Annotated in this window: 13 protein-coding genes and 1 pseudogene; 8 read left to right on the top strand and 6 right to left on the bottom strand. The window is 61.5% G+C overall.

Annotated elements, in window-relative coordinates:
* From Pan44_RS05200 to Pan44_RS28210, 3 genes are all read right to left on the bottom strand, one after another.
* Positions 1-699, bottom strand: coding sequence for a sigma-70 family RNA polymerase sigma factor (locus tag Pan44_RS05200; protein ID WP_197453874.1), 699 nt, complete (start codon positions 697-699; stop codon positions 1-3).
* Positions 700-870: 171 nt separating this feature from the next.
* Positions 871-1,512, bottom strand: a complete 642-nt coding sequence (locus Pan44_RS05195; RefSeq protein WP_145027933.1) for an IS630 family transposase — start codon at positions 1,510-1,512, stop codon at positions 871-873.
* A complete protein-coding gene (locus Pan44_RS28210; protein ID WP_390620637.1) occupies positions 1,460-1,792 on the bottom strand; it encodes an IS630 transposase-related protein in 333 nt (110 codons plus the stop codon). Before Pan44_RS28210 ends, Pan44_RS05195 begins: the two co-directional genes overlap by 53 nt.
* Positions 1,793-1,836: 44 nt before the next feature.
* On the opposite strand from Pan44_RS28210, the gene Pan44_RS05185 reads away from it, so the two are divergent.
* From Pan44_RS05185 to Pan44_RS05175, 3 genes are all read left to right on the top strand, one after another.
* Positions 1,837-2,604, top strand: coding sequence for a sigma factor (locus Pan44_RS05185; protein ID WP_145027928.1), 768 nt, complete (start codon positions 1,837-1,839; stop codon positions 2,602-2,604).
* Between the two features lie 84 nt (positions 2,605-2,688).
* Positions 2,689-2,943, top strand: a complete 255-nt coding sequence (locus Pan44_RS05180) for a hypothetical protein (RefSeq protein WP_145027926.1) — start codon at positions 2,689-2,691, stop codon at positions 2,941-2,943.
* A 92-nt stretch (positions 2,944-3,035) separates the two neighbouring features.
* Positions 3,036-3,785 (top strand): glucose 1-dehydrogenase, encoded by a 750-nt coding sequence (locus Pan44_RS05175; protein WP_145027924.1) that lies wholly within the window; start codon positions 3,036-3,038, stop codon positions 3,783-3,785.
* A gap of 666 nt (positions 3,786-4,451) precedes the next feature.
* Here Pan44_RS05175 and Pan44_RS05170 read toward each other — a convergent pair.
* A complete protein-coding gene (locus Pan44_RS05170) occupies positions 4,452-5,729 on the bottom strand; it encodes a HAMP domain-containing sensor histidine kinase (RefSeq protein WP_197453873.1) in 1,278 nt (425 codons plus the stop codon).
* Positions 5,730-6,150: 421 nt separating this feature from the next.
* Between Pan44_RS05170 and Pan44_RS05165 the strand changes: the two genes are divergently transcribed.
* Positions 6,151-7,500, top strand: a complete 1,350-nt coding sequence (locus Pan44_RS05165; protein ID WP_231754320.1) for a cytochrome c peroxidase — start codon at positions 6,151-6,153, stop codon at positions 7,498-7,500.
* Between the two features lie 43 nt (positions 7,501-7,543).
* Here the strand turns inward: Pan44_RS05165 and Pan44_RS05160 are convergent, their stop codons facing one another.
* A complete protein-coding gene (locus tag Pan44_RS05160; RefSeq protein WP_145034920.1) occupies positions 7,544-8,248 on the bottom strand; it encodes a response regulator in 705 nt (234 codons plus the stop codon).
* Between the two features lie 628 nt (positions 8,249-8,876).
* Here Pan44_RS05160 and Pan44_RS05155 point away from each other — a divergent pair.
* From Pan44_RS05155 to Pan44_RS05145, 3 genes are all read left to right on the top strand, one after another.
* Positions 8,877-10,019 carry a DUF6268 family outer membrane beta-barrel protein gene (locus Pan44_RS05155; protein ID WP_145027918.1) on the top strand — a complete coding sequence of 381 codons (1,143 nt, stop codon included), beginning with the start codon at positions 8,877-8,879 and terminating at the stop codon, positions 10,017-10,019.
* Between the two features lie 100 nt (positions 10,020-10,119).
* Positions 10,120-11,067 (top strand): DUF1207 domain-containing protein, encoded by a 948-nt coding sequence (locus tag Pan44_RS05150; RefSeq protein ID WP_197453871.1) that lies wholly within the window; start codon positions 10,120-10,122, stop codon positions 11,065-11,067.
* A gap of 212 nt (positions 11,068-11,279) precedes the next feature.
* Positions 11,280-11,798, top strand: a complete 519-nt coding sequence (locus Pan44_RS05145) for a methyltransferase family protein (RefSeq protein ID WP_197453870.1) — start codon at positions 11,280-11,282, stop codon at positions 11,796-11,798.
* A 220-nt stretch (positions 11,799-12,018) separates the two neighbouring features.
* Here Pan44_RS05145 and Pan44_RS05140 read toward each other — a convergent pair whose 3' ends face one another.
* Positions 12,019-18,537 (bottom strand): Ig-like domain-containing protein, encoded by a 6,519-nt coding sequence (locus Pan44_RS05140; RefSeq protein WP_145027912.1) that lies wholly within the window; start codon positions 18,535-18,537, stop codon positions 12,019-12,021.
* A gap of 842 nt (positions 18,538-19,379) precedes the next feature.
* On the opposite strand from Pan44_RS05140, the pseudogene Pan44_RS27250 reads away from it, so the two are divergent.
* Positions 19,380-20,085 (top strand): annotated as a pseudogene (locus Pan44_RS27250) (hypothetical protein); the annotation flags it as partial.

The following is a 20,085-nucleotide window of genomic DNA, read 5'->3' as shown; positions in this document are numbered from 1 at the left end:
TCACGCCCGTACCTCGTCCCCCGACTCGCCTGGCTGCACGAGATCTGGTTGCAAATCCCTCAACTCATCGGCCAGCAGCAACAGGCTTCGATTGAGTCGCCGCTGCACCGTCTTCGTCGAGACGCCAAGAATCGTCGCGGACTCCGCCTGCGTCAGTCCCTGAATTCGCACCAGTCCGAACACTTCTTTTTCTTCCTCAGGAAGCTTTTCAATGGCCTCCAGCATTCGCCGGCCTGTCGCACTCAGGACGGAGTCGCTGCTGTCGGGGGGCGAGAGGGCGCCATCCGTCAGCTGAGCAGTCCGTGGCGCCTCATCTAAGCGGCGGGCCAGGTCATTGAGTTCCCAGCGAATATGCTGATTGGCCAGCGCGAAGAATTGCCGGACCGTCTGTGGCCGGATTTTGCGGAGAGACTTGAGCAGCCGTTCGACAACACCGCCCAGCAATTCGTCTGCCTGCAGATTCAGCGGCGGATGCATCAACCGGGGATAACTACGGAAGAGCAGGCGTGTGCACAACGCCTGTAGCCGCCCGGTGGCCCGGTCCAGGAGCGTACGAATGACAGGCTCGGCCGGGGAACCGCCACCCAGGTCGTCCAAATAGCGTTGGACGATCGCAGTCGTATGTTCGTCAGCCACTTTGATGCACCGACTGGGAAGGCCTTCAAGCTGCGAGCGGATCTTAACCTTCGCGCTGTCCATGAGCCACGCTCAGTACGAGCAGAGTTGAGGCCCGATTGTGCCGTGGCTGCAGGACGGATGGCCAGAATATATCGGGCAAAAGATTGAGCGACATTCCTGACGAGGCGATCAATGATCACGTACCGAGAAGCCGTGACTGACCTGCGGCCGCGGATGATTTCTAGAGCAACTTCATGATTCGTGTGCAGTGTATCCGCAGGAACGGATGTAGTTCAGGCATTCGCTCGGAGTGAACTCGTCCACCAGCACTCCGATCCGGTTCCAGAGTCCTTCTGTCGTCCGTTCAGCGCTCGTCCGCAAAAGCGTCTTGAACTTCGAGAACAACTTCTCGATCGGGTTGAGATCGGGTGAGTACGGCGGCAGGTAGTACACCTCAGCCCCGGCCTGTCGAATCGCGTCACCCACCGCGCTCTGCTTGTGGCTGCTGAGGTTGTCCATGACCACCAAGTCTCCCGGCTCCAGCGCCGGGATCAGGAACTGACGGACGTAAGCCAGAAAGCATTCCCCATCCATCGGGCCATCCAGCACCAGGGGAGCAATCACTCCGCTGGCCCTGAGCGCCGCTGCGAACGTCGTCGTTTTCCAATGCCCTTGAGGGACATGGTCCACGACCCGGCGTGATTTTGGTCCCCAGCCATAGCGTCGCGTCATCTTCGTGTCGGCCCCGGTTTCGTCGAAGAACACCAGACGGCGACAGGCTTTCGACTGCACCAGGATGTTCCACCAGCGGCGCTTCTGAGCCACATCCGGCCGCTGTTGTTCAGCAGCTTTGAGCACTTTTTTTGAGAGTGATTCCCCAGCGCCGAAGCGCATTCCACAGAGTGGTCGCGCAGCCCGGCAGACCGAGTTGGCGTTGCCTTTGGGCGAGCGTCAGGCCGGGGTCGTCCTGGACGCTTTTGAAAATCCGCTCCCGATGCGGTTCCAGAACGCACTCCGGGCCGACATCTCCCTGCCGGGGAGTGATCTGGCCAGTCTCTTTGCGAAGCGCGAGCCAGTTCCAGATGGTTCGTTCAGTGACCTGAAATCGCCGGGCGACTTCGGCCGGCGGAGAGCCGCGGTCGACTTCGGCCACGACACGTCGCCTCAAATCCATTGAGTAGGGGGTGGGCATGACTCTTCCTTGATTGAGCCAACCACTTGAGAAATCCTTTCCCCTATCATCCCTCTGAAAAGCAACTGTGGAAGTGCTCTATAGCGAAGCGCGTGCTCCCCAATGTCGCCGACGCTGAGGACGCAGTACAGGAAGCCTATGTGCGATTGCTGCAGACTCGGGAGGTGCACTCCCTCGAAGGCTTTCTCGTCAGGACCACCATCCGACGCTGCATCGATCGATTGCGGGAGAAACGGACCCGTGACAAAAACCTTCGCCCGTCGACGCTCTGCTCCGCCATTGCCACAGTGTCCGGACGAATTCCGGAAACAGGCGCTTCGTTACACGATGCCTTCCTCTTCATGCTGGAGCGTCTAACACCAGGCGAACTGACAGCCTACGTCCTGCGAACCGTGTTCAACTATGACCATGTCGACATCGCGAGAATTCTGAATAAGACCGAAGCCAATGGCAGGCAGATCTTCCACCGCGCTCAATCGCGAGTTCGCAACAGTAAGGCACGATTCGATCCGGCCCCCGGAGCTGTCGCGAGACTTGTCGATCAGTTCGTTGCTGCTTGCCGGACAGGAGATGTCGACTCGATTGTTTCGAAGATCATTCCGAATACGGGTTCGGTCACGAGGAATGCCGCGAAACTGAGCTCGCAGCGACTTCCGACCGGTTTCCAAGAAGCTTCTCCACAGCGACTGGCTCAACTTCAGTGTGGATCGACTGCTTCTCGCGTCACCGCGCACCGCTTCAGTCGCAGTGCAATGGACAGTTCGTGCCTGCGGGCATCGCCGGTCATCGGGTAGCAGATACCGGCCAGCGCTCCTCGACGTCGACTGCGACAAGCGATCGACGCCTGCCAGAAGCACAACATCCCTTCGGAGAACAACATGATGCATTCCAGCGAATTCATCCTTTCGAACGATGACGACCGCCTTGAGGCCTTCATCGCCGACCTGACCACTGCCGTATATCAGGCCGTGTTGTCTTCGGGGGCCATTAATTGGCTCGATTTACAACTCTCGCTGTGGCGAGTCGTTCGCGAGTGCATCGCAGAATGGGAAGTCATCGACAACGTTCCTTTCGCTTCCTTCGAGCCTCCGGAAGGGCTTGTTGGGACTCGGCTCGTGAACTCAGGACGATGAACTCGCCAGGACGAGTCGCGACACCGCGCCCGGAAAGTCGGGATCCTGGTCTTCGAAGCCTGGAATCTGAACTACGCATTAAGAACGTCGCCATGAAGAAACTGACAAACCGAACCGCAGTCATCACAGGCGGCACCAGTGGCATCGGGCTCGCGGTGGCCAAGTTGTTCGCAGCCGAAGGTGCAAAAGTGATTGTCACCGGGCGACGGCAATCAGCACTCGACGAGGCTGTTCTCGAGATCGGCCAGAGCGCCACCGGCGTGCTGGCCGATGCTGGCAATCTGACCGACCTCGACCGACTGGCTGAAGAGGCCAGTCGGCAATTGGGGTCAATCGATGTCTATGTCGCGAACGCCGGCGTCAACATCGTCGGCCGCTTTGAGTCAGTCACTGAGGAACAGTTCGATCATCTGTTCGCGGTCGATGTCAAAGGCGTGTACTTCGGCCTGCAACGGCTGCTGCCTCTCCTGAAAGATGGTGGCGCGGTTATTCTCGTCGGTTCGATCGCGACAATGAGGGTGTTCGAGAACCACAGCTTGTATGCCGGGGCGAAAGCGAGCCTGCGTTCGTTCGCAAGAAGTTGGACCTCGGAGTTGAGGGCCCGCAAGATTCGGGTCAACGTCCTGAGTCCCGGACCGACAAAGACCCCGATCCTGGGCAAGATGGGACTCTCTGAAGCACAAAGGGCGGATCTCGACGGCGTGCTGGCCGCAGCGATCCCTCTTGGCCGAATGGGGACACCAGAGGAAATCGCGCGGGCCGCACTCTTCCTGGCTTCAGACGACAGTAGTTTCGTGACCGGGATCGAGCTTTGCGTCGATGGTGGGATGGCTCAGATCTAGCACCAGTGGAGCGGGTACGTGCGAGCATGTGGGAAGTGCCACAATGCGGTTGGACGAGCGGCCGGCCCCCGATCTCCAACCGTCGCGTCACGAGGGCGATGTAGTATGTCCTGGGCACCGGGCGTCGCTGGAAAGATCTCCTCAGTGAGGTGGGCCGCTGCAGTGAAAAGGCACGCTCCCGGCTCATCCCTCTGGAGAACACGGCGCCCATCGCGAGCACGACTTCAACTGTCCGCCCAGTCGGCCGTGTCGCACAACGTCCAGCCATTCAGCTCGACGGTCGTTCAGAATAGCAAACGGGTCCGGCGGCAGGTTCCACGCTCCCGAGTACATTCAGCAGAGGCATTGAAGGCGGAGTCACCCAGACCGCGACCAATGTCAACGCAGCGATCGAGGAATCGAGCCCAATCGTCAGAGTGGAATTCACGTGCTCGCGTTATCGACTTGAACGCTACGAGAAGCTGCCCATTCGGTTGGATCTGAAGCCAGAGGATCCGATGCCACAACCAGCTGCGCCGAGAATTCCAATCTTCGAGAGCTTGTGACGCCGCGGCCCAGATGCCGGCCCGGGTTCACCAACCAGAATCAGTCTTGTCGACGGCGGAATCTGATCAACCACTCGCTACTGAAGCCTCTTGGCCCCGCCTGGAACAGCGCAAGGCTGTGTCATGATTTCGGCCAGACGGTCCGGATGCGACAGCCGCCCAGTGGGCTTTTGAGGACCGCGGCGGTTCCGCCGTGGTTTGTCAGGATTCTCTTGACGAGGGCCAGGCCGAGGCCGGCGCCAGGGTGGTCCTCGTTGAGCCGGACGAATGGTTCGAAGACCCGTTCACGTTCGGCGTCGGGAATTCCTGGTCCATCGTCGTCGACGTCGATCGTGGTTCCTGCGGCCGAACTGACTGCGTTCACGACCACAGTGTGACGGCCGAAACGGCTGGCGTTGGCGAGCAAGTTGCCGAGCACTCGCACCAAGCCGCTACTGTCGGCGGTGATGTCACTTTCACTGGAGGCGAGTTGGGGACCGATCTGGAACCGAATCGCTCTGTTTGTGAGTGAGGCCTTTTCAATCAGATCATCGACCAGCGGTCGCAGGGCCACGCTCTCTTTGACCAATTGCGGACTTCCCGTTTCCAGGCGGACGTACTGCAGCAGCTCGCCGACCATTCCGTTGAGTTCCTGAGAGGCGGTCTCGAGCGACGTCAGTCGCTGCTCCCGTTCATCGTCGTTTCGGGAAGTGCGCAGCAGGTCGATTGCGAATCCAATGCGGGACAGCGGAGTTCGTAACTCATGCGAGACGGCTTGAAGCAGCTCCTGCTGGGTTCGAAGGAGCGTCTCGGTGCGGGCAGCCATGTCGTTGAACGCATGTGCGAAGGTCGCGGCGGAGCTGGCCTTGGTGATGTCGACCCGAGCCGCGAGGTTGCCATCCGCGATCGAGACGGCCGTTTGTTCCATGATGCTCAGCTGCTTCGCGAGGGGGCGAAGCACGGCGGCAATTGCGACCGCCACCAGCAGCAGGACGGCGCCGATCGCGACGATCATGTCGGTCTCAATCGTGCCGTCGTGGGCGGGAACGGGTCCGAGACGCAGTGAATTCGCGCCGTCGTCCAGCGGCATGAAGACGGCCAGCTGGTGACCAGCGTGCACGATGACGTCGTCCTTCTTCTGCAGCCATTCGCCAACGATCAGCGAGGTCTCTTCTGTCGAGAGTTGCTGGACCGGGAATCCGAGTTGCCGTTGCAAACTGTCGAAGAGCGCGGGGTCATTGGCGGCCGGTGAGTTCCGGATCGACTGCCGTACCTGCCGGATGCCTCCCCGCATTGCCTTCTCGGCGACACCGCTGATGTCGGTATCGATCCGGTACCTGAAGGCGAACGCCATCACGCACATCGCGACTGAAAGAATGAGAATCACGCTGACGTAAAAGCGGATGAACAACCGCGTCATGAACTCACCGCTTGACCTGCACGTTTTCTGCTGCCGGATCTTCGCCGGCCAGAGCATCGGGCAACCACGCGGGCTCGTGCAACGCGCGCGTGTCGGCCGCATACAGACTGATACAGAAAGACACGCGATGGGAATAGAGCGTCGCGCCCGGGTGTCGTAGGTTCGCGGCGTCGCCGGAACTCAGCTTTTGGGCGTCGGCTGATGCGATTGCAGCGAATCAGGACGGCTGTCGTGAGTGGCTGCACGGATGAACGATTCCTTCACTACAGCACGCGGTGGCATTGTGTGTGACGAGCTTCAGCTCCTGGCCGAGTCGCGATCGTTCGCAGGACGTCCCACTCGCAGGATAATCCTGGTGCAGGGCCTTGCGAGCGCATCACGTGGCAGGCCGCTGAACCTGTTCGTGAGGACCTTGGCGACGGTGTTGGCGTTGGCGATCTGCGTCTCCCGACCAATTCTCGCCCAGACGCCGCAGGAACTGGGCGAACAGCTTTTCCGCCAGGCGTTTCCTGGCACAAACGGCCGGTCGTGTGCAACGTGTCATGTCCCGGAGAACGATTTCACGCTCACTCCGGCACATGTCGAATCGCTCTGGAAGTCCAATCCGAACGATCCTTTGTTCAACGCGATTGATGCGGATGACCCGGACGCCAGGAAGCTGACTTTCAATCACCTGAGAAAGGGCCTGGTGCGCGTCTGGATCACTTTGCCAGACAACGTGGACATCATCGACTACCTCGGCAATGTGACGACGCCCAGGGACCGGAGGCTGTTCGTGTGGCGAAGCGTCCCTTCGATCCGCGACAGCGCGATGACGGCTCCATTTCAGCTCGATGGCAGAGTCGCGACTCTCGAGGAGCAGGCGCAGCATGCCATCACGGATCACAGCCAGGGAGGAACCATATCGCGGGCGGACCTCGAACATCTTGCGGCGTTCGAGCGGAGCATCTTTTCATCGGACCGGGCCCGACGTGCAGCAACGACGCTGTCGGCCGGCGGCAGCCATGAGACCGCGGCCCAGGTTGATGAAGGGCTACAGCTCACGTCGGCCGAGGAGCGGGGGCGAGAGGTGTTCAAGAAAGTCTGTGCGGTGTGTCATGGGGGTGGGGCGATGACGACAATCGTGGATCGAAGGATCCACGATTTGTCGTTCTCGTCGCTGCGACCGAACGGAACGGTCGTCTATCAGATTCCCGCGACCGATCCTCCCACGCCTGTGCCGTCTCACCAGCCGACCAACGAATTCATCAACATCGGTTCCGCGTACGAAGCGTTCATGGCCGGGCTCGACCCGGATTCGCAGAGCTTTACGAAGAGCGTGAGCTTTCCGCACTACCGGTACCGGTTCTACACAGACGGAACGCGGACGAAAAAGGTGGCCGATCTGCCTCCGCAGCCTGCGTCTTTCAATCCGTTCTCGAACAAGAAGGATGGCGACGGCAATCCGATCACCGGGCCGAACATTGCGATGCAGCTGTACTCGACCGACCCGGGGCGCGCGATGATCACCGGTAGTCCGTACGACTTCGAGGCCTTCGACATCCCTTCACTGCGGGGCATCAGCAGGACCGCGCCGTACTTTCACAACAATACTGCGGAGAAACTGGAGGACGTGGTCGAACTCTACAGCGACCACTTCATGGCGCGGTTCCCGCCGCTGAGCATCAGTGATGGCCCGCCGGAGCCGGACGCTGACGGCGATGCAGGGCCGCCCGAAGCACCGAGCGCCCAGCAGAAGAAGGACCTGGTCGCGTATCTCAAGCGACTCTGAGCGGCGAGCACTTCTCGCCCGTGAGACGCGACACGGCGCTGAATCACCGGGCTTCGGAGAGCATGTAGCCGATGCTCCGGACAACCTTGATGCGCTGCGGGTTCACCGGATCGTCGCCCAGCTTTTTCCGTATTCGCGAGATGCGCAGGTCGATCGACCGATCGAGTCCGTCATACGGAATGCCGTGAATCTTCTTGTAGATCTCGTTTCGACTGACGACCTGTCCGACTTTCTCTGCCAACAGCCACAGGAGTTCGAACTCGGCGGAAGTCAAGTTGACCTCCTGGCCGGCCAGCTCGACGACGCGCCGCCCGGCGTCGATCAACAACTCTCCAACTGAAATCCGGTTCGCGGAGGTGTCGCCGTTCTGCACGACCGCCTTGCGCAGGTGGGCACGGAGACGTGCCAGCAGGACGCGCGGCCGAACCGGTTTGGCGAGGTAGTCGTCCGCTCCGACTTCGAGACCGACGACTTCATCAACTTCGTCGCCGCGGGCCGTGAGGATCAGGATCGGCCCCTGAAAGCAGGACCGCATCGTCCGGCACACCGTGAATCCGTCCATCTCCGGCAGGTTGACGTCGAGAATAACGGCGTCGTGAGGCTCAGATCGCATCCGCTCAACCGCCAGATCGCCGCGCCGCTCGATGGCCACGGCGAATCCATGGGGTGCCAGGAAGTCAGCGACCATTGATGCCAACTCACGGTCATCTTCTACCAGCAGGACACGGCAGTCGACGGATTCACTCATCACGGGCTCGGGAATCGGACGCGACGAACGTGCGGTTGGCAGGGGCGGATTCGACAGGCGAGGCGCCACTCTCCGCGATTTCCCCCTCGCGCGCCAATGCTCTTCGGAGGCGGTTACAAACCGATACATCGCGATACCCAAGCGCCGTTGAGCGCTGCTCTGGCCGCACCTAGTGTTCTGCCCGTGATGATCCGTCACGTGGCGGTGACTCCGGCGGGCAGACGCGGCATCGGAAACATTCGATGACAGCCTGATACAGATTCATACGAAACCGAAATTGAGCGATTGCGGGCAGCCTGACACTCTCATCACGGAGACGCTGGGTGAGCATCCGAACCGGAGTCGCTCGAAGACAGGTTCCGTCTTCGTCTGAAGGAAACAGTCGATCATGTCTGCGAACAGGCCACAGGACGGCTCGCCTCGCACCTCAGTATTCGCGCGGTGGATCGCATGGATCCTCGCGTGCGCGATTCTGATCACCATCTCGGGATGCGCGACCATGTCTGGCGCGGGGCAGTCCCTCTCGGACTGCAACGAGATGGTGTGTGCATCGGCCTGGGACGTCACCGAGACGTTTCACCTGTCAGCGGCGCAATCTCCGATGTCACATGACACGGCAAGTCCCGACATGGGTGCCTCACCTCCTTTGAACGAGGAGGAACCGCTCGGGGACGAAACTGCATTTGAGACAAGTCTCGACGCTCCCGACGTGCTCCGGGCGAACGCGGACTCGATCCTGGACAACGGCACACTCGCGGAAGGCCGCACGTTCGAACCCGAGCATGTGTTTGAAGGTGGAGTGGGACAGTTCGCCCCGGACGAAAGAGCGGGGCGAGGAACACCGGCCGACGGACCGGGAGGTTCCGGTGACGGTCCTGGCGGACCCGGTGGACCGGGGGGGCCCGGCGACGAGCCGGGATATGAGTTCCTCTGGTATCCATCGGCCGGGGTGAAAGGTCAGACGGGCGACCTGCAGATCGTCCGGAATCGACTCGGTGTCGACATCCCCGTGTGGTTCGAAGGGGCCGATGCCGTGATGATGAGCCTCGTCGTTGACGAAACCCACTTCTCCGGCAATGCCGTCCTTCCCGACTCGCTCCGCCGGTTTCCGTCCGATCTTTGGAACATCACGCTCGGCGTGAAACACATGCACCAGTTCGAGAACGGCTGGTCGAGCATGTTGATGGCCGACATCGGCTCGCCCAGCGACAAGCCGTTTGATTCGCTGAAGGAACTGAGCTGTCAGCTCGGGGGCTTTCTGGTCATTCCTGTTCAGGACGGCCGGGATTCGTGGATGCTGGGGGTGATGTACTCGCCATCAGGGTCGCCGAACTTCCCCATTCCCCTGCTGGCGTACAACTGGAATCCGTCGGAGACGTTTCACATGAATATCGGTCTGCCGTTCGACATGACCTGGCAGGCCACTGAAGACCTTCACTTCAAGCTGTCGTACCTGCCGCTCCTGAATATCGACGGCCTTGCGACCTACGCACTGACCGAGCGGACCCGCGCCTACGGCGGTTACCAGTACGCCACCGACACCTACTTTCTGTCCGACCGAACGGACCGGCAGGATCTGTTCTACGCCATCGAGCAGCGGCTGGTCTTCGGCGTAAAGCATGACTTCCGGAAGAATATGACGTTCGACGTAAGCGCCGGATACGCGTTCGACCGCCACTACGGTGAAGGTGACGACCAGCAGAACCTTCACGACAAGGTGAAACTCGAGCCCGGTGCATTCGTCGGCGCGAGGCTGACATGGAACCTCTAGCCGCGCGACCGCGCGTCGTTGCGTGACGCCCGGACGTCCCGCTTCTTCTTCCCCTTCCATGCCCGTTGCGTTGGCGTGGAAAAGACCGACGAGTGAGCTCATGCCACACGGCCAAGACTTGAGGAGTCTCGACGGCGACGAGCGTCGTCGTCACTCCGGCCGCGAAGTGATCGCGTGGTTGATGCTTTCGTCGCTGATCGTGATGCCCTCCAGCACGTTCGCAGACGATTCTCGGCCCCATGAACGACACGACTGGGTGCGGGCACTGAGTGACGGCGATGAGTTCTGGACCTCTCAGGTTCTGCCCAAGGGGTTGATCCATCGGTCGTACTGGGCCGGTCTGCATGAGCCGCGCCTCGGCGTTCAAGTCTTCTCCGAGCACGGGGGCGCCTCGTACTGGGATCCGACTCTCGGTGCCCGCGTGGGACTCTTTCGCTACGGCAATGATGACCCGCTGCGACCACAGGGCTGGCAGCTCGATGTCGAAGCAGCCGCCATGGCGCGGCTGACCCTCGACGACATGCGGGATCTCGACTCCGTGGACTTCCGCGGAGGCCTGCCGCTGACGTACGGCATCGACGACTGGCAGTTCAAGTTCGGGTATTACCACCTCAGTTCGCACCTCGGCGACGAATACGCCATCCGCACTCCCGGCAGCCTCGACAAACGCGTCAACTACGTTCGCGACGCGGTGCAACTGGGTGTGTCGCACTACCCGGTGGATTCCATGCGGCTGTACGCCGAGGCCGCCTATGCCTTCTTTCGGGAGGGTGGCGCCGACCCCTGGGAGCTCCAGTTCGGAACGGAGCTTTCCAAGGCCGGCGTCACAGGGCCGGAAGGAACGCCCTTTCTCGCGGTTCACGCCCACCTGCGGGAGGAGCACGACTTCGGCGGCGACGTCACGACGGAGGCGGGCTGGCTTTGGCGCGAACAGACCGGGCACGTGTTGCGTGTGGGCGGCTTTTACTTCAACGGCAAGTCGAGCCAGTACCAGTTCTATGACGACTCCCAGCAACTTGTCGGTGCTGGACTGTGGTACGACTTCTGACACGTCGGGCGACCCGCCATCCAGCGGCCTCACTCGCCGTCATCACGGCCACTGTGGATTTCCCTCGAACGGATCAAGGTGCAACTACGATGACGAGTGATGTCGGAATCAATCCTCAGTCGCCAACGAGACGCTGGTTCGTCCGATCGCGGGCTTGGCTTTCGATGCTGGTGATCGCGCCGTTTGCGGTGGCAAGTGCCCTGTCGGCGCCAATGGTACGCGAGAACTCGCGCGAGGCCTGGATACTGGAAGTCGCCGGATGGGTGTGCTTCGCCGCCGGTGCGTTGTTCCGCTGGTGGGCGACGCTCTACATCGGCGGGCGGAAGCACCGGCAACTGGCGACCGAGGGCCCCTATTCGATCTGCCGGAATCCGCTGTACCTGGGAACGTTTCTCCTGACTCTTTCGATCGCGTTCTTCGTGCAGAGCGTCACGTTTGCGATCGGAGTTCTGCTCGCCCTGCCGATCTACCTGCTGATCACTGTGCCCTACGAGGAAGCGAAGCTCCAGGGCATCTTCGGCGAAGACTTCGTTCGCTATCGCTCGAGCGTGCCCGTGTTCATTCCCAGGCCGGGGCTGCTCAGTTCGCCACCGATGCTGTCCGTCAGCCTCGATGGCCTGAAGGGGGAGCTTCGCATGTGCCTGCGGTGGATCTGGATTCCCATACTGGCCGAAGGGGTCGCACTTCTGCGAACGAGGGAATGGTGGCCGGATCTCTTTCTGTTGCCGTAAGTCGGTCAGCGAAGCCTGACATGTGGTACGGACGTACCGAGATCGCCGCGGGCCTTCGGCTTAACGACGCATTCCTTAACTCTGAGTCGGATTGCGGTCTCTGGTAGGTTCTGCCCGAGGGCTTGATCTATCGATCATACTTGACCGGCGCGAAGGCACCTCGATTTCAGTTCGTCCCGCTCGCCGAGCTCCGGCCAGGCTGACTCAAACTCCTCACGAACTAGAGATCGGTCACATTCTTCAGCTTTTTCGGCTTCGAGTAGATCGCATTCGCGTCAATCAGCTGGGCGTTGGGCGTTTTGGCGGTGATCGTGAACAACTTCGAAAACGTCGTCTGGTCGGACGTCAACAGCGGGCTGATGTTAATCACGGCGCTGCTGCCGGTCGTCACGGTGAAGTTCCCGAGGAAACTGGTCCCCGCCAGATTGGGAGCACCGGCCTCGATGTCCAGCGTCGTATTGGGTCCTGTGGAACTGAGCGTGAAGGTGTTTCCGAACGTCGAGTCGTCGATCGTGACGTCGTGCAATCCGGCATAGAGGCGGATTGACGTCGTGCTGGTGACGTCAATGTTCTGGAGACTCACCGAGTCGGCGAAATTCCCGGTGTTGACGGCCAGTCGGTAGAACTGGCTGTCGATGGCGTCGAAGTCGAGTCCTCCCAGCCGGCCGGTCGCGGTGACCGTGCGTCGCGATGAAAAGTCCTCGAACTTGATCGCGTTGTCCCCGGCACGCAGGTCGAGGCTGAACAGGTCCGCGTCGCCGGTCACATTGACGGTGTCCTCACTGCTGCCAAGCCGGCCGCCGATCGAATCGATGCCCGGGATTTCCAGGACGGAGACACCGTTGATCGTCGTGCCGTTTCGGCCGACGAATCGAACGGCCCCGGCCAGGAACACGATGTCGACATCGAGCGGGAGATTGTCGGTGTTCGACAGCGTGGCCTTGTCGCGCCGGAATGTGGCGACGATGTTTCCGCGGGGGCCGATGCCGGTGATCGTGATTTCGACGTTCGCCTGGTCAACGACCGTTCCGTCGCTGAGCGTGTAGGTGAAGCTGTCGGTTTCGGACCCGCCTGGCGGCGGATCGAAGGCGCCGTTCGGGTCGTAGGTAAAGGTTCCGTTGGCGTTGACGGTGAGCAGCGCCCCGCTGGCAAGCGTGATCTGCGTGCCGACGCTCGCGGCGAGGCCGTTGACCTCGGTGATCGTGAGTGTCTCCACGTCGGGATCGGTGTCGGGGCCGTTTCCGTTAATCCCGGTAATCAGGTTTCCGGAGACCGTCGAGAACTCGGCGACGGAGATGTCGTCGTCGCTGGCGACCGGAGCGTCGTTCAGACCGGTGATCGTGATGGTCACCGTGGCGGTGTCGGCCGCGCCGTCGCCATCGCTGAGGTTGTAGGTGAACACCTCGGTGTCGCTCTCGCCGACGTCGAGACCATCGAACGCGCCGTTCGGGTTGTAGGTGTAGCTGCCGTCGCTGTTGACGATGAGCGTTGCGCCGCTGTCGAGCGTATGAAGCACACCGACCGCCAGAACGTCACCGTCGACTGTGATCGACGTCACGGTGAGCGTCTCGATATCGGCATCCGAATCGACGCCGTGGCCATTGTTGTCGGTAATGACGTTGCCGGTGAGGGACGTGTCTTCGTTCGTCGTGACGTCGTTATCGGTCGCCACGGGATCGTCATCGTCGCCCGAGACCGTCACCGTCACGGTGGCCGTATCGGTCCCGCCGACGCCGTCGCTCAGCGTGTAGGTGAACGTTTCGGGCGTGGTCTCGGTGTCATCGAGGCCCTGGTAGGCGTTTGCTGGATTGAACGTGAAGCTGCCATCGGCGTTGACGAGGATCGTCGCGCCGCTGGCAAACTCGTGCTCGACGCCCACAGCCAGGCCGGTTCCGACGCCCGGAATGTCGATCGAAGCGATCGACAGGACGTTGCCCACGTCGGCATCGCTGTCGACTCCGTTGCCGTTGTTACCGGTGATCAGGTTGCCCGTGACCGTCGGGCCATCTTCGGCCGCCGTGAAGTTGTCGTCCGTCGCGACGGGATTCTGGTTGGCGATGAAACCGAAATCGACCGTGAGGTTCGTGTCGGCATCTGCATCGCCGTCGGTGGTTGGCTCGGTGTTATAGGCCAGGGTGATGGGGGCACTCGCGAAACCGAATCCGGCCACGGGGGCGCCGTTGTCGTCGTTGTCGACGTTGTTGTCGGGATCGGGCGCGCCGGCGAGAGAGGCCAGCCCGGCGAGCGGACCGCCGCTCGCGACTTCAATGATGTAGTTGCCCGGCAGGAGGCCGGTGAACTGGTAACGTCCATCAGTTCCGCCGATGTTGGCGGTCGTGGTCGTGGCGATTGCCGCGCCATCGCCCGCATCCAGCACGCCGTCGCCGTCGTCCACGTAGAGTTTCACAGTCACGCCGTTGGGCTTCGTGTCGGTGACGTCGAACGTCGAGTTGCCACCGGTTTCGATCCAGACCTGGCTACCGATGGTTAGCGAGTCGAGGGTGGTCGTCGTGGGGTTCGCGGGGCCGGCGATGTCGGGGTCGTCGGTGTTGACGGTGGTGAAGTTGGTGCCGCTGACGGTGCCCTGGGCCGAGATCGTCGGTGCGAGGCCGGCCGGCAGGGGGGTGTTGACGGTCGCCTGGAAAATGACCTGCACCGCCTTGTTGGCCGGGAGCGTGCCGAGGTTGAGTGGGCCGAACATGAACGCTTCGTGAGCGACGCTGCCGGTGACATAGCCATCGGCCTGTGCTGCAGTCGGCAATCGCCGTTCGCCAACGGTGAGGTAGTCAAACATCAGGTTGTTGCGCTGGTCCGCGCTGTAGTAGTCCGGCAGGCCGAGCTGATGGCCGAACTCGTGCATGAGGGTCGTTAGCAGGTCGACATCGTCCGCCGCATCACTGCCGGCCGTGGCGGCGAGCCGCGTGGCAGATCCGTTGGAAGAAAACTCGCTGTCGTCGAGGGGAGTCTGGTCGATGAACCAGCCGTTTCCTGCGGCGTCGGAGTCGATCGTGACCACGCCCGGTGAAGCGGAACCGAGATACCAGCCGGGCATGCTCGCGACGGTGACCGTGACGGATTCCAGGTAGTCCCGCTGCTCGTCAGTGAGACCTGCGGCGATCCAGCGTTCGATCGCCGCATCAACAAGGGCATCGAGTTCGATTTGGGAGAGCACGCCGTCATCAAAGGTGATGACTGGCGGTACTGCCTGCTCGGGGACATTGACGGCGGTCGGGGATGGTCCGTGCTCCTCGACGATGACGACCGGTTCGACGTTGATTGGGTCGTCGATCGGCGAGGAAGTCGGCTCTTCCACATTGGGCTGTGGCGGCGCTTCCTCGAGCGCGTACGCGAACATCAGGAAGCCGGCTGGCGTGTTGTTCGTGAATCCACTCGTCGCCGAAAGCAGCGCTGTGCCCCCGACACCGAACGTACCCGATGTGCTGGTATTCTGACTGTTGACATAGTTCTCGATGGCCGGTGATGCCTCTCCTAATGGCGCCGGGTCGGGCATCCCTTTGATGTTGAACTCATTGATGGTGACCGAGGTCCCCTGCTTGCGGAGGTTGATCCCTGGGGACGTCGTGCTCGTTGCCGTGTTGGTGCTTCCGCCCGTCGTATTCCCGGAGATCTCCAGGTTGACGGTTGTGTCGATGCTCATCGCCGAACCCGAATCGACCCGAATGCCTGCACGGGCGGAACTGGTCGCGGTCGGCGCGGCAACGGTGTTGTTCAGGATGTGGACATCGAGCCTGGCGGTTGATTCGCCTCGCGCGAGGGCGAAAATGCCTGGGCCGTCCGTCTGGCTGATGTTGTTGTTGCTGACCGTGACGATCATGAACGCATCGTCGGTGGTTCCTGCAAAACCGTCGGCGTCGGCGCCGATCGCAATACCGGCCGAGCCGACCGCGTTGTTCGCGGCGATCACGTTGTTGTTGACGGTCGCGGTGTAGGTCGAGTGGCCATCCACCTGCAATTCGATGACGACCCCGTCGATGTTCCTGATCGGATTCGCAAGGGTTCCGTTGTTGGAGACGTTGAAGTTGGCGGCGGCCGTCCCGGAGATCCCGGCCGTGATGAAGCGGTCCGGCTGATTACCGATGCCGCCGTTGCCGCCGTTCATCAGGTTGCCGGTGACGTTGATGACGTTGGTCGCGCTGCCGGGCGTGCCGAGGCTGACGAGCGCGCTATTGGTGGCATCCGTCGAGACGGCCTGGATCACGAAACCGGCGCCGGCCCGGAAATCGGTGATGGTGTTGTTGTTCAGGTCGGCCCTGGTGATCGAAGCGGCGTTGCCCACGGCAACCGCTTTCGCCTGGACCAGGATGGCCGAGCCGGGCGTTGCGACATCACCGGTGTCACCGAGTTGATTGCCTGTAATGACGAGGTTGCTGATGGTCCCGAACCCGTTGACGATGCGAACGCCATCGGCTTCCGTGTTCGTGATCTGATTGTTCGTGATGCTGACGACGCCGGAAACGTTGCTTAAGAACGTCACATTGGCCGTGCCGGAATCGGGATCGAAGTTGATGCTGTTCTCGCCGGAGGCGTCGCCGGCGTTGTTGACCTTGCTGTTGGCGAAGGTGAAGTTCGTGACACCGGTGCCGTTGACCCCGTGGCCCAGCGTGCCCTGGATGTTCACATTCGTGAACGACGGGCTGCGGGTATTCGTCAGCGAGATCCCGTGACTGGTGGTGTTCTGGATCGTGCCGCCGGAATTGTTGCCGCCGACGCTGGTGTTGCCGTCGCCGGTGACGGTGAGTCCGGCGGTCGCACCGGTGGTATTCAGGATGATGCCGCTGGCCGGGTCGGCTGCTGCACTGGCATTGCCGGCGGAAATCGCGTGGAAGACGAGACCGCCGGCGCCAATCGTGGTGTTATCGACGTTGAGCGCCGTCGCACTCGTGGAGGTGATCGAGTTGCCCGTGCCCTGCACCGTGACCGTGCCGCCGCCGGTGGCTGCGAATCCAGCACCGCTGGTCGTATCGATATCGAGTCCGCCCCCGGTGAAGTTGATCGTTGAGCCGGTGTTGTTCAGCAGCGACACAGCCGCGTTCGCGCCGGTGTTCAGCGTCTTACTGGCCCCGGAGAATGTCACCGTGCCGGCCGCGTTGTTCTGCACCAGGATGCCGCCGCTCGTGCCGGTCGACGAGATGTTGCCCGAGAACGTGACGTTATTCGCGCCGTCGTGGTTGTCGATGCTGACCGCGCGGCCCGCGCTGTTCTTGGCGATTGCTCCCGCGTAGCTCACCGAGCCGTTGCTATTCAGCATGTTGAAGCCGACGCCGCTCGGATTGGTGATCGCCGTATTGGCAGAGAACGTGAACGAGCCCGCGGAACCGTTGAGGATGTCGATCCCTGCGTCGCCGCCGTTCAGTGTGTTTGTGCCGTTGAAGTCATAGGAGCCATCGGCGTTTGCAAATTGAAGGCCTGCCCCACCGGTGATATTGATCGAACCCGATTGGAACGTGATCGTGCCGCTCGAGTGATTGATGATCGAGACCGTCGCGTTGATCGTGGTGTGCGTGATGTTGCCGCTGTAGGTCGCGGAGAGGGTCCCTCCATTCACGTTGAAAACGATTCCGCTCCCGGAGAGCGTACCTGTTCCGAGATCAACCCCCCCGTGCATCGAGTTCAGGCTGATGCCGCCTAATCCGCTTGCCGAGACGGACGTGAAGGCCGACCCGGCCGCGAACGTGCCGTTGCCAATCCCGATGGCGTCCTCGCCCGCCGTGACGATCGAAACATTGGAGACCGACAATGTTCCAATATTGAATCCAGCCAACCCGCTGCCCACGGCATCAGACGCCGTGCCAATGTTGATCCCACGAAGGGTGTTGCCGCTGGCCAGTGTGACGTCGTTTCCAGCCGTGTTGACGATCACCGGGTTGGCGCCCGAGCCGCCAAGGGACATGCCATTGACTGTCAATCCGGTGCTCTCGCCGATCAACTTCTGATTGTTTTCGAGCTGAATGCCGGTCGTGTAGTTGGCACCGCTCTCGTAGACGAAGATCGTGCTGCCCGGCGCATCGGCGTCGCCGTCGAGTGGGAGTGAGGTGTCATTGAGCGGCGCGAGCGACGTAAACGGCTTGAGGAACGAGCCGTCGCTCGCTCCGTTCGCGCCGCCGTAGGCACTGTCGACATACCACACAGGATCAGTGATCGTGAACGTGACGACGCCGACCGTGACGTTCTGCAGGTTGTGCGGATCGACGATCCGGTAACTGAAGATGTCGGTCCCGGTCGCACCCGTGCCCGGCGTGTACGTGAAGCTGCCGTTGGCATTGACCACGAGACTGCCACTGACGCCGGCTGTTCCGCCGATGTCGGTCACGCTGGCAGCCACCGCGCTCAGGCCGACATTCGAAAACGGAGTGGTCGAATCAATGTCGATGTCGTTGGCCAGGAGGCCGGCTGCGACATTCACCGTCAGCGGCGTGTTGCCGACGAGTGAATAGGCATCGTCGAGGGCAATCGGTGTGATCCGAACCGAGTTTGCGACCAGCGTCGTATTGGGATCGAGGTCCACCGAGAACGAGACGTTGGTGGCAGCGCTCCCGCTCGTCTCCGTGATCGTCGCCGTGTAGGTGATCGTTTCGCCCGGATCGACGACGCCATCGGCATCGGTGTCACCACCGACCGGGAGCGAGTCCGTCAATGTGGCTGTGACCGCAGCCAGCAGCAGCCGGGATTCCAGGACCTCAGGTCCGCGGCGATCGCGACCGCCAATGCGTGAGGCCATGCTCCTCCGCATCGCCGGACGACGACGCCAACCCCGACGGCCACGATGCCACGTGAACCGCACCGGCCGGGCCGCTAGCCTCCGCAACCATCGACGCCAGGACGACATGAGCATTGCCGACTCCCGTGATATGCAGAAACGAAGTGTTGCGGCGGACCTGAGGTCCCAGTCCTTCAAATCGCTGCCAGAGATCGCGGCCATCGTCCAATGGCGTTGAGGTCTCGACGGACCACAACTGATTCCGCGCCAACAAACAGCGGACACCAAGAAGCAGCTGATCGAAGATGATGAGGTGGAGGTCGTGTCGACTCGGAAGCAGATCCCATTGGGCAATTGCCCTATTTGCCCGTAAGGCGCACTTTACCAGCGGCGATCGACCGCGGCAAAGCAGCCGGGCGGCGTCAACACCTCGGATTCGTGAACCCTCCCCGTACACAACGGCTAAGCGGAAAGTTTCTCTCCAGCCAAAAGCCACAAGCTGTTGAGAGCGATTGACTTCGTGATTCCGCGTCGCGCTCGGGGGCCGGCCGCCGCGACCCGAAGTTACGGAACGAAAAGCGCCTTTGGTTAACAGAATCAAGCCCTGCGCGAGCGCCGCGGCGCTCTCTCCGCGCTCGCGCGCGAGCGCCGAGAGAAAAAGGCGCGAGCCTCAGGCCACTCCAGCCGGAAGACAGGCAATCTGGGGCAGTCGGATTGAGCTGCTACTGGCGAACCTAGATTCGCTTTCGGAACTCCCGCCGTGAAGACCATCGGACGGCCTCCTCGCCGTTACGGTGCGGTCCTTCCAGCGGGGTACAAAAACTCTGCGCTCCTGATTTTCACCTGAGATCGACCGTAGCACGATGTCACGGATCTTTCACCCGCTGCTGGCAATGCTCGCCTGCTGTACGAGACAGGAACTGGCCCGGCAGGTGGCTTACCTGAGGGAAGAGAACCGGATCCTCCGCGGTCGGCTGCCTCCACGCATGCCGACGTCGATCGCGGACCGGCGGAGGCTCGTCCGTGCCGGCAGAAGGATTGGTCCGCAACTCCGGAATCTCATTTCGATCTGCACCTACGAGACCTTCGTGCGCTGGATCCGCGAGTTCGAAGGACCCGGCTCGATCCCGAAAGTGACCCGCCGTCCGTCGGGCCGTCCACGAACCGAACAAGGAATCCAGGATCTGGTGATCAGAATCAGGAAAGAGACAGATTTTGGCTATACCCGCATCCTCGGTGAATTGCGGAAGCTCGGGATCAAGCTCTCTCGCCAGACCGTCAAGAATATCCTGGTCGAAGCAGGCCTGGATCCGCAGCCACATCGGTCAGACGACTCATGGGACGCCTTCCTGAGACGTCATGCCGCGACACTCTGGCAGTGCGACTTCGTCACCAAGCCGATGTGGACTCCGAAGGGTTTGGTTGACCTGTACTTCCTGGTGTTCCTGCACTTGGGCACGAGGCGTTGCTGGATCAGTCAGTGTACCGACGAGCCGACGGCGGTCTGGGTTGAGCAGCAGGGACGGAACTTTCTGATGCATGCCGAGGACATCGATCTGAAGCCGCAGA

This window comes from Caulifigura coniformis (assembly GCF_007745175.1).
Classification (GTDB): domain Bacteria; phylum Planctomycetota; class Planctomycetia; order Planctomycetales; family Planctomycetaceae; genus Caulifigura; species Caulifigura coniformis.
This window is presented reverse-complemented; position numbering and strand designations above follow the sequence as displayed.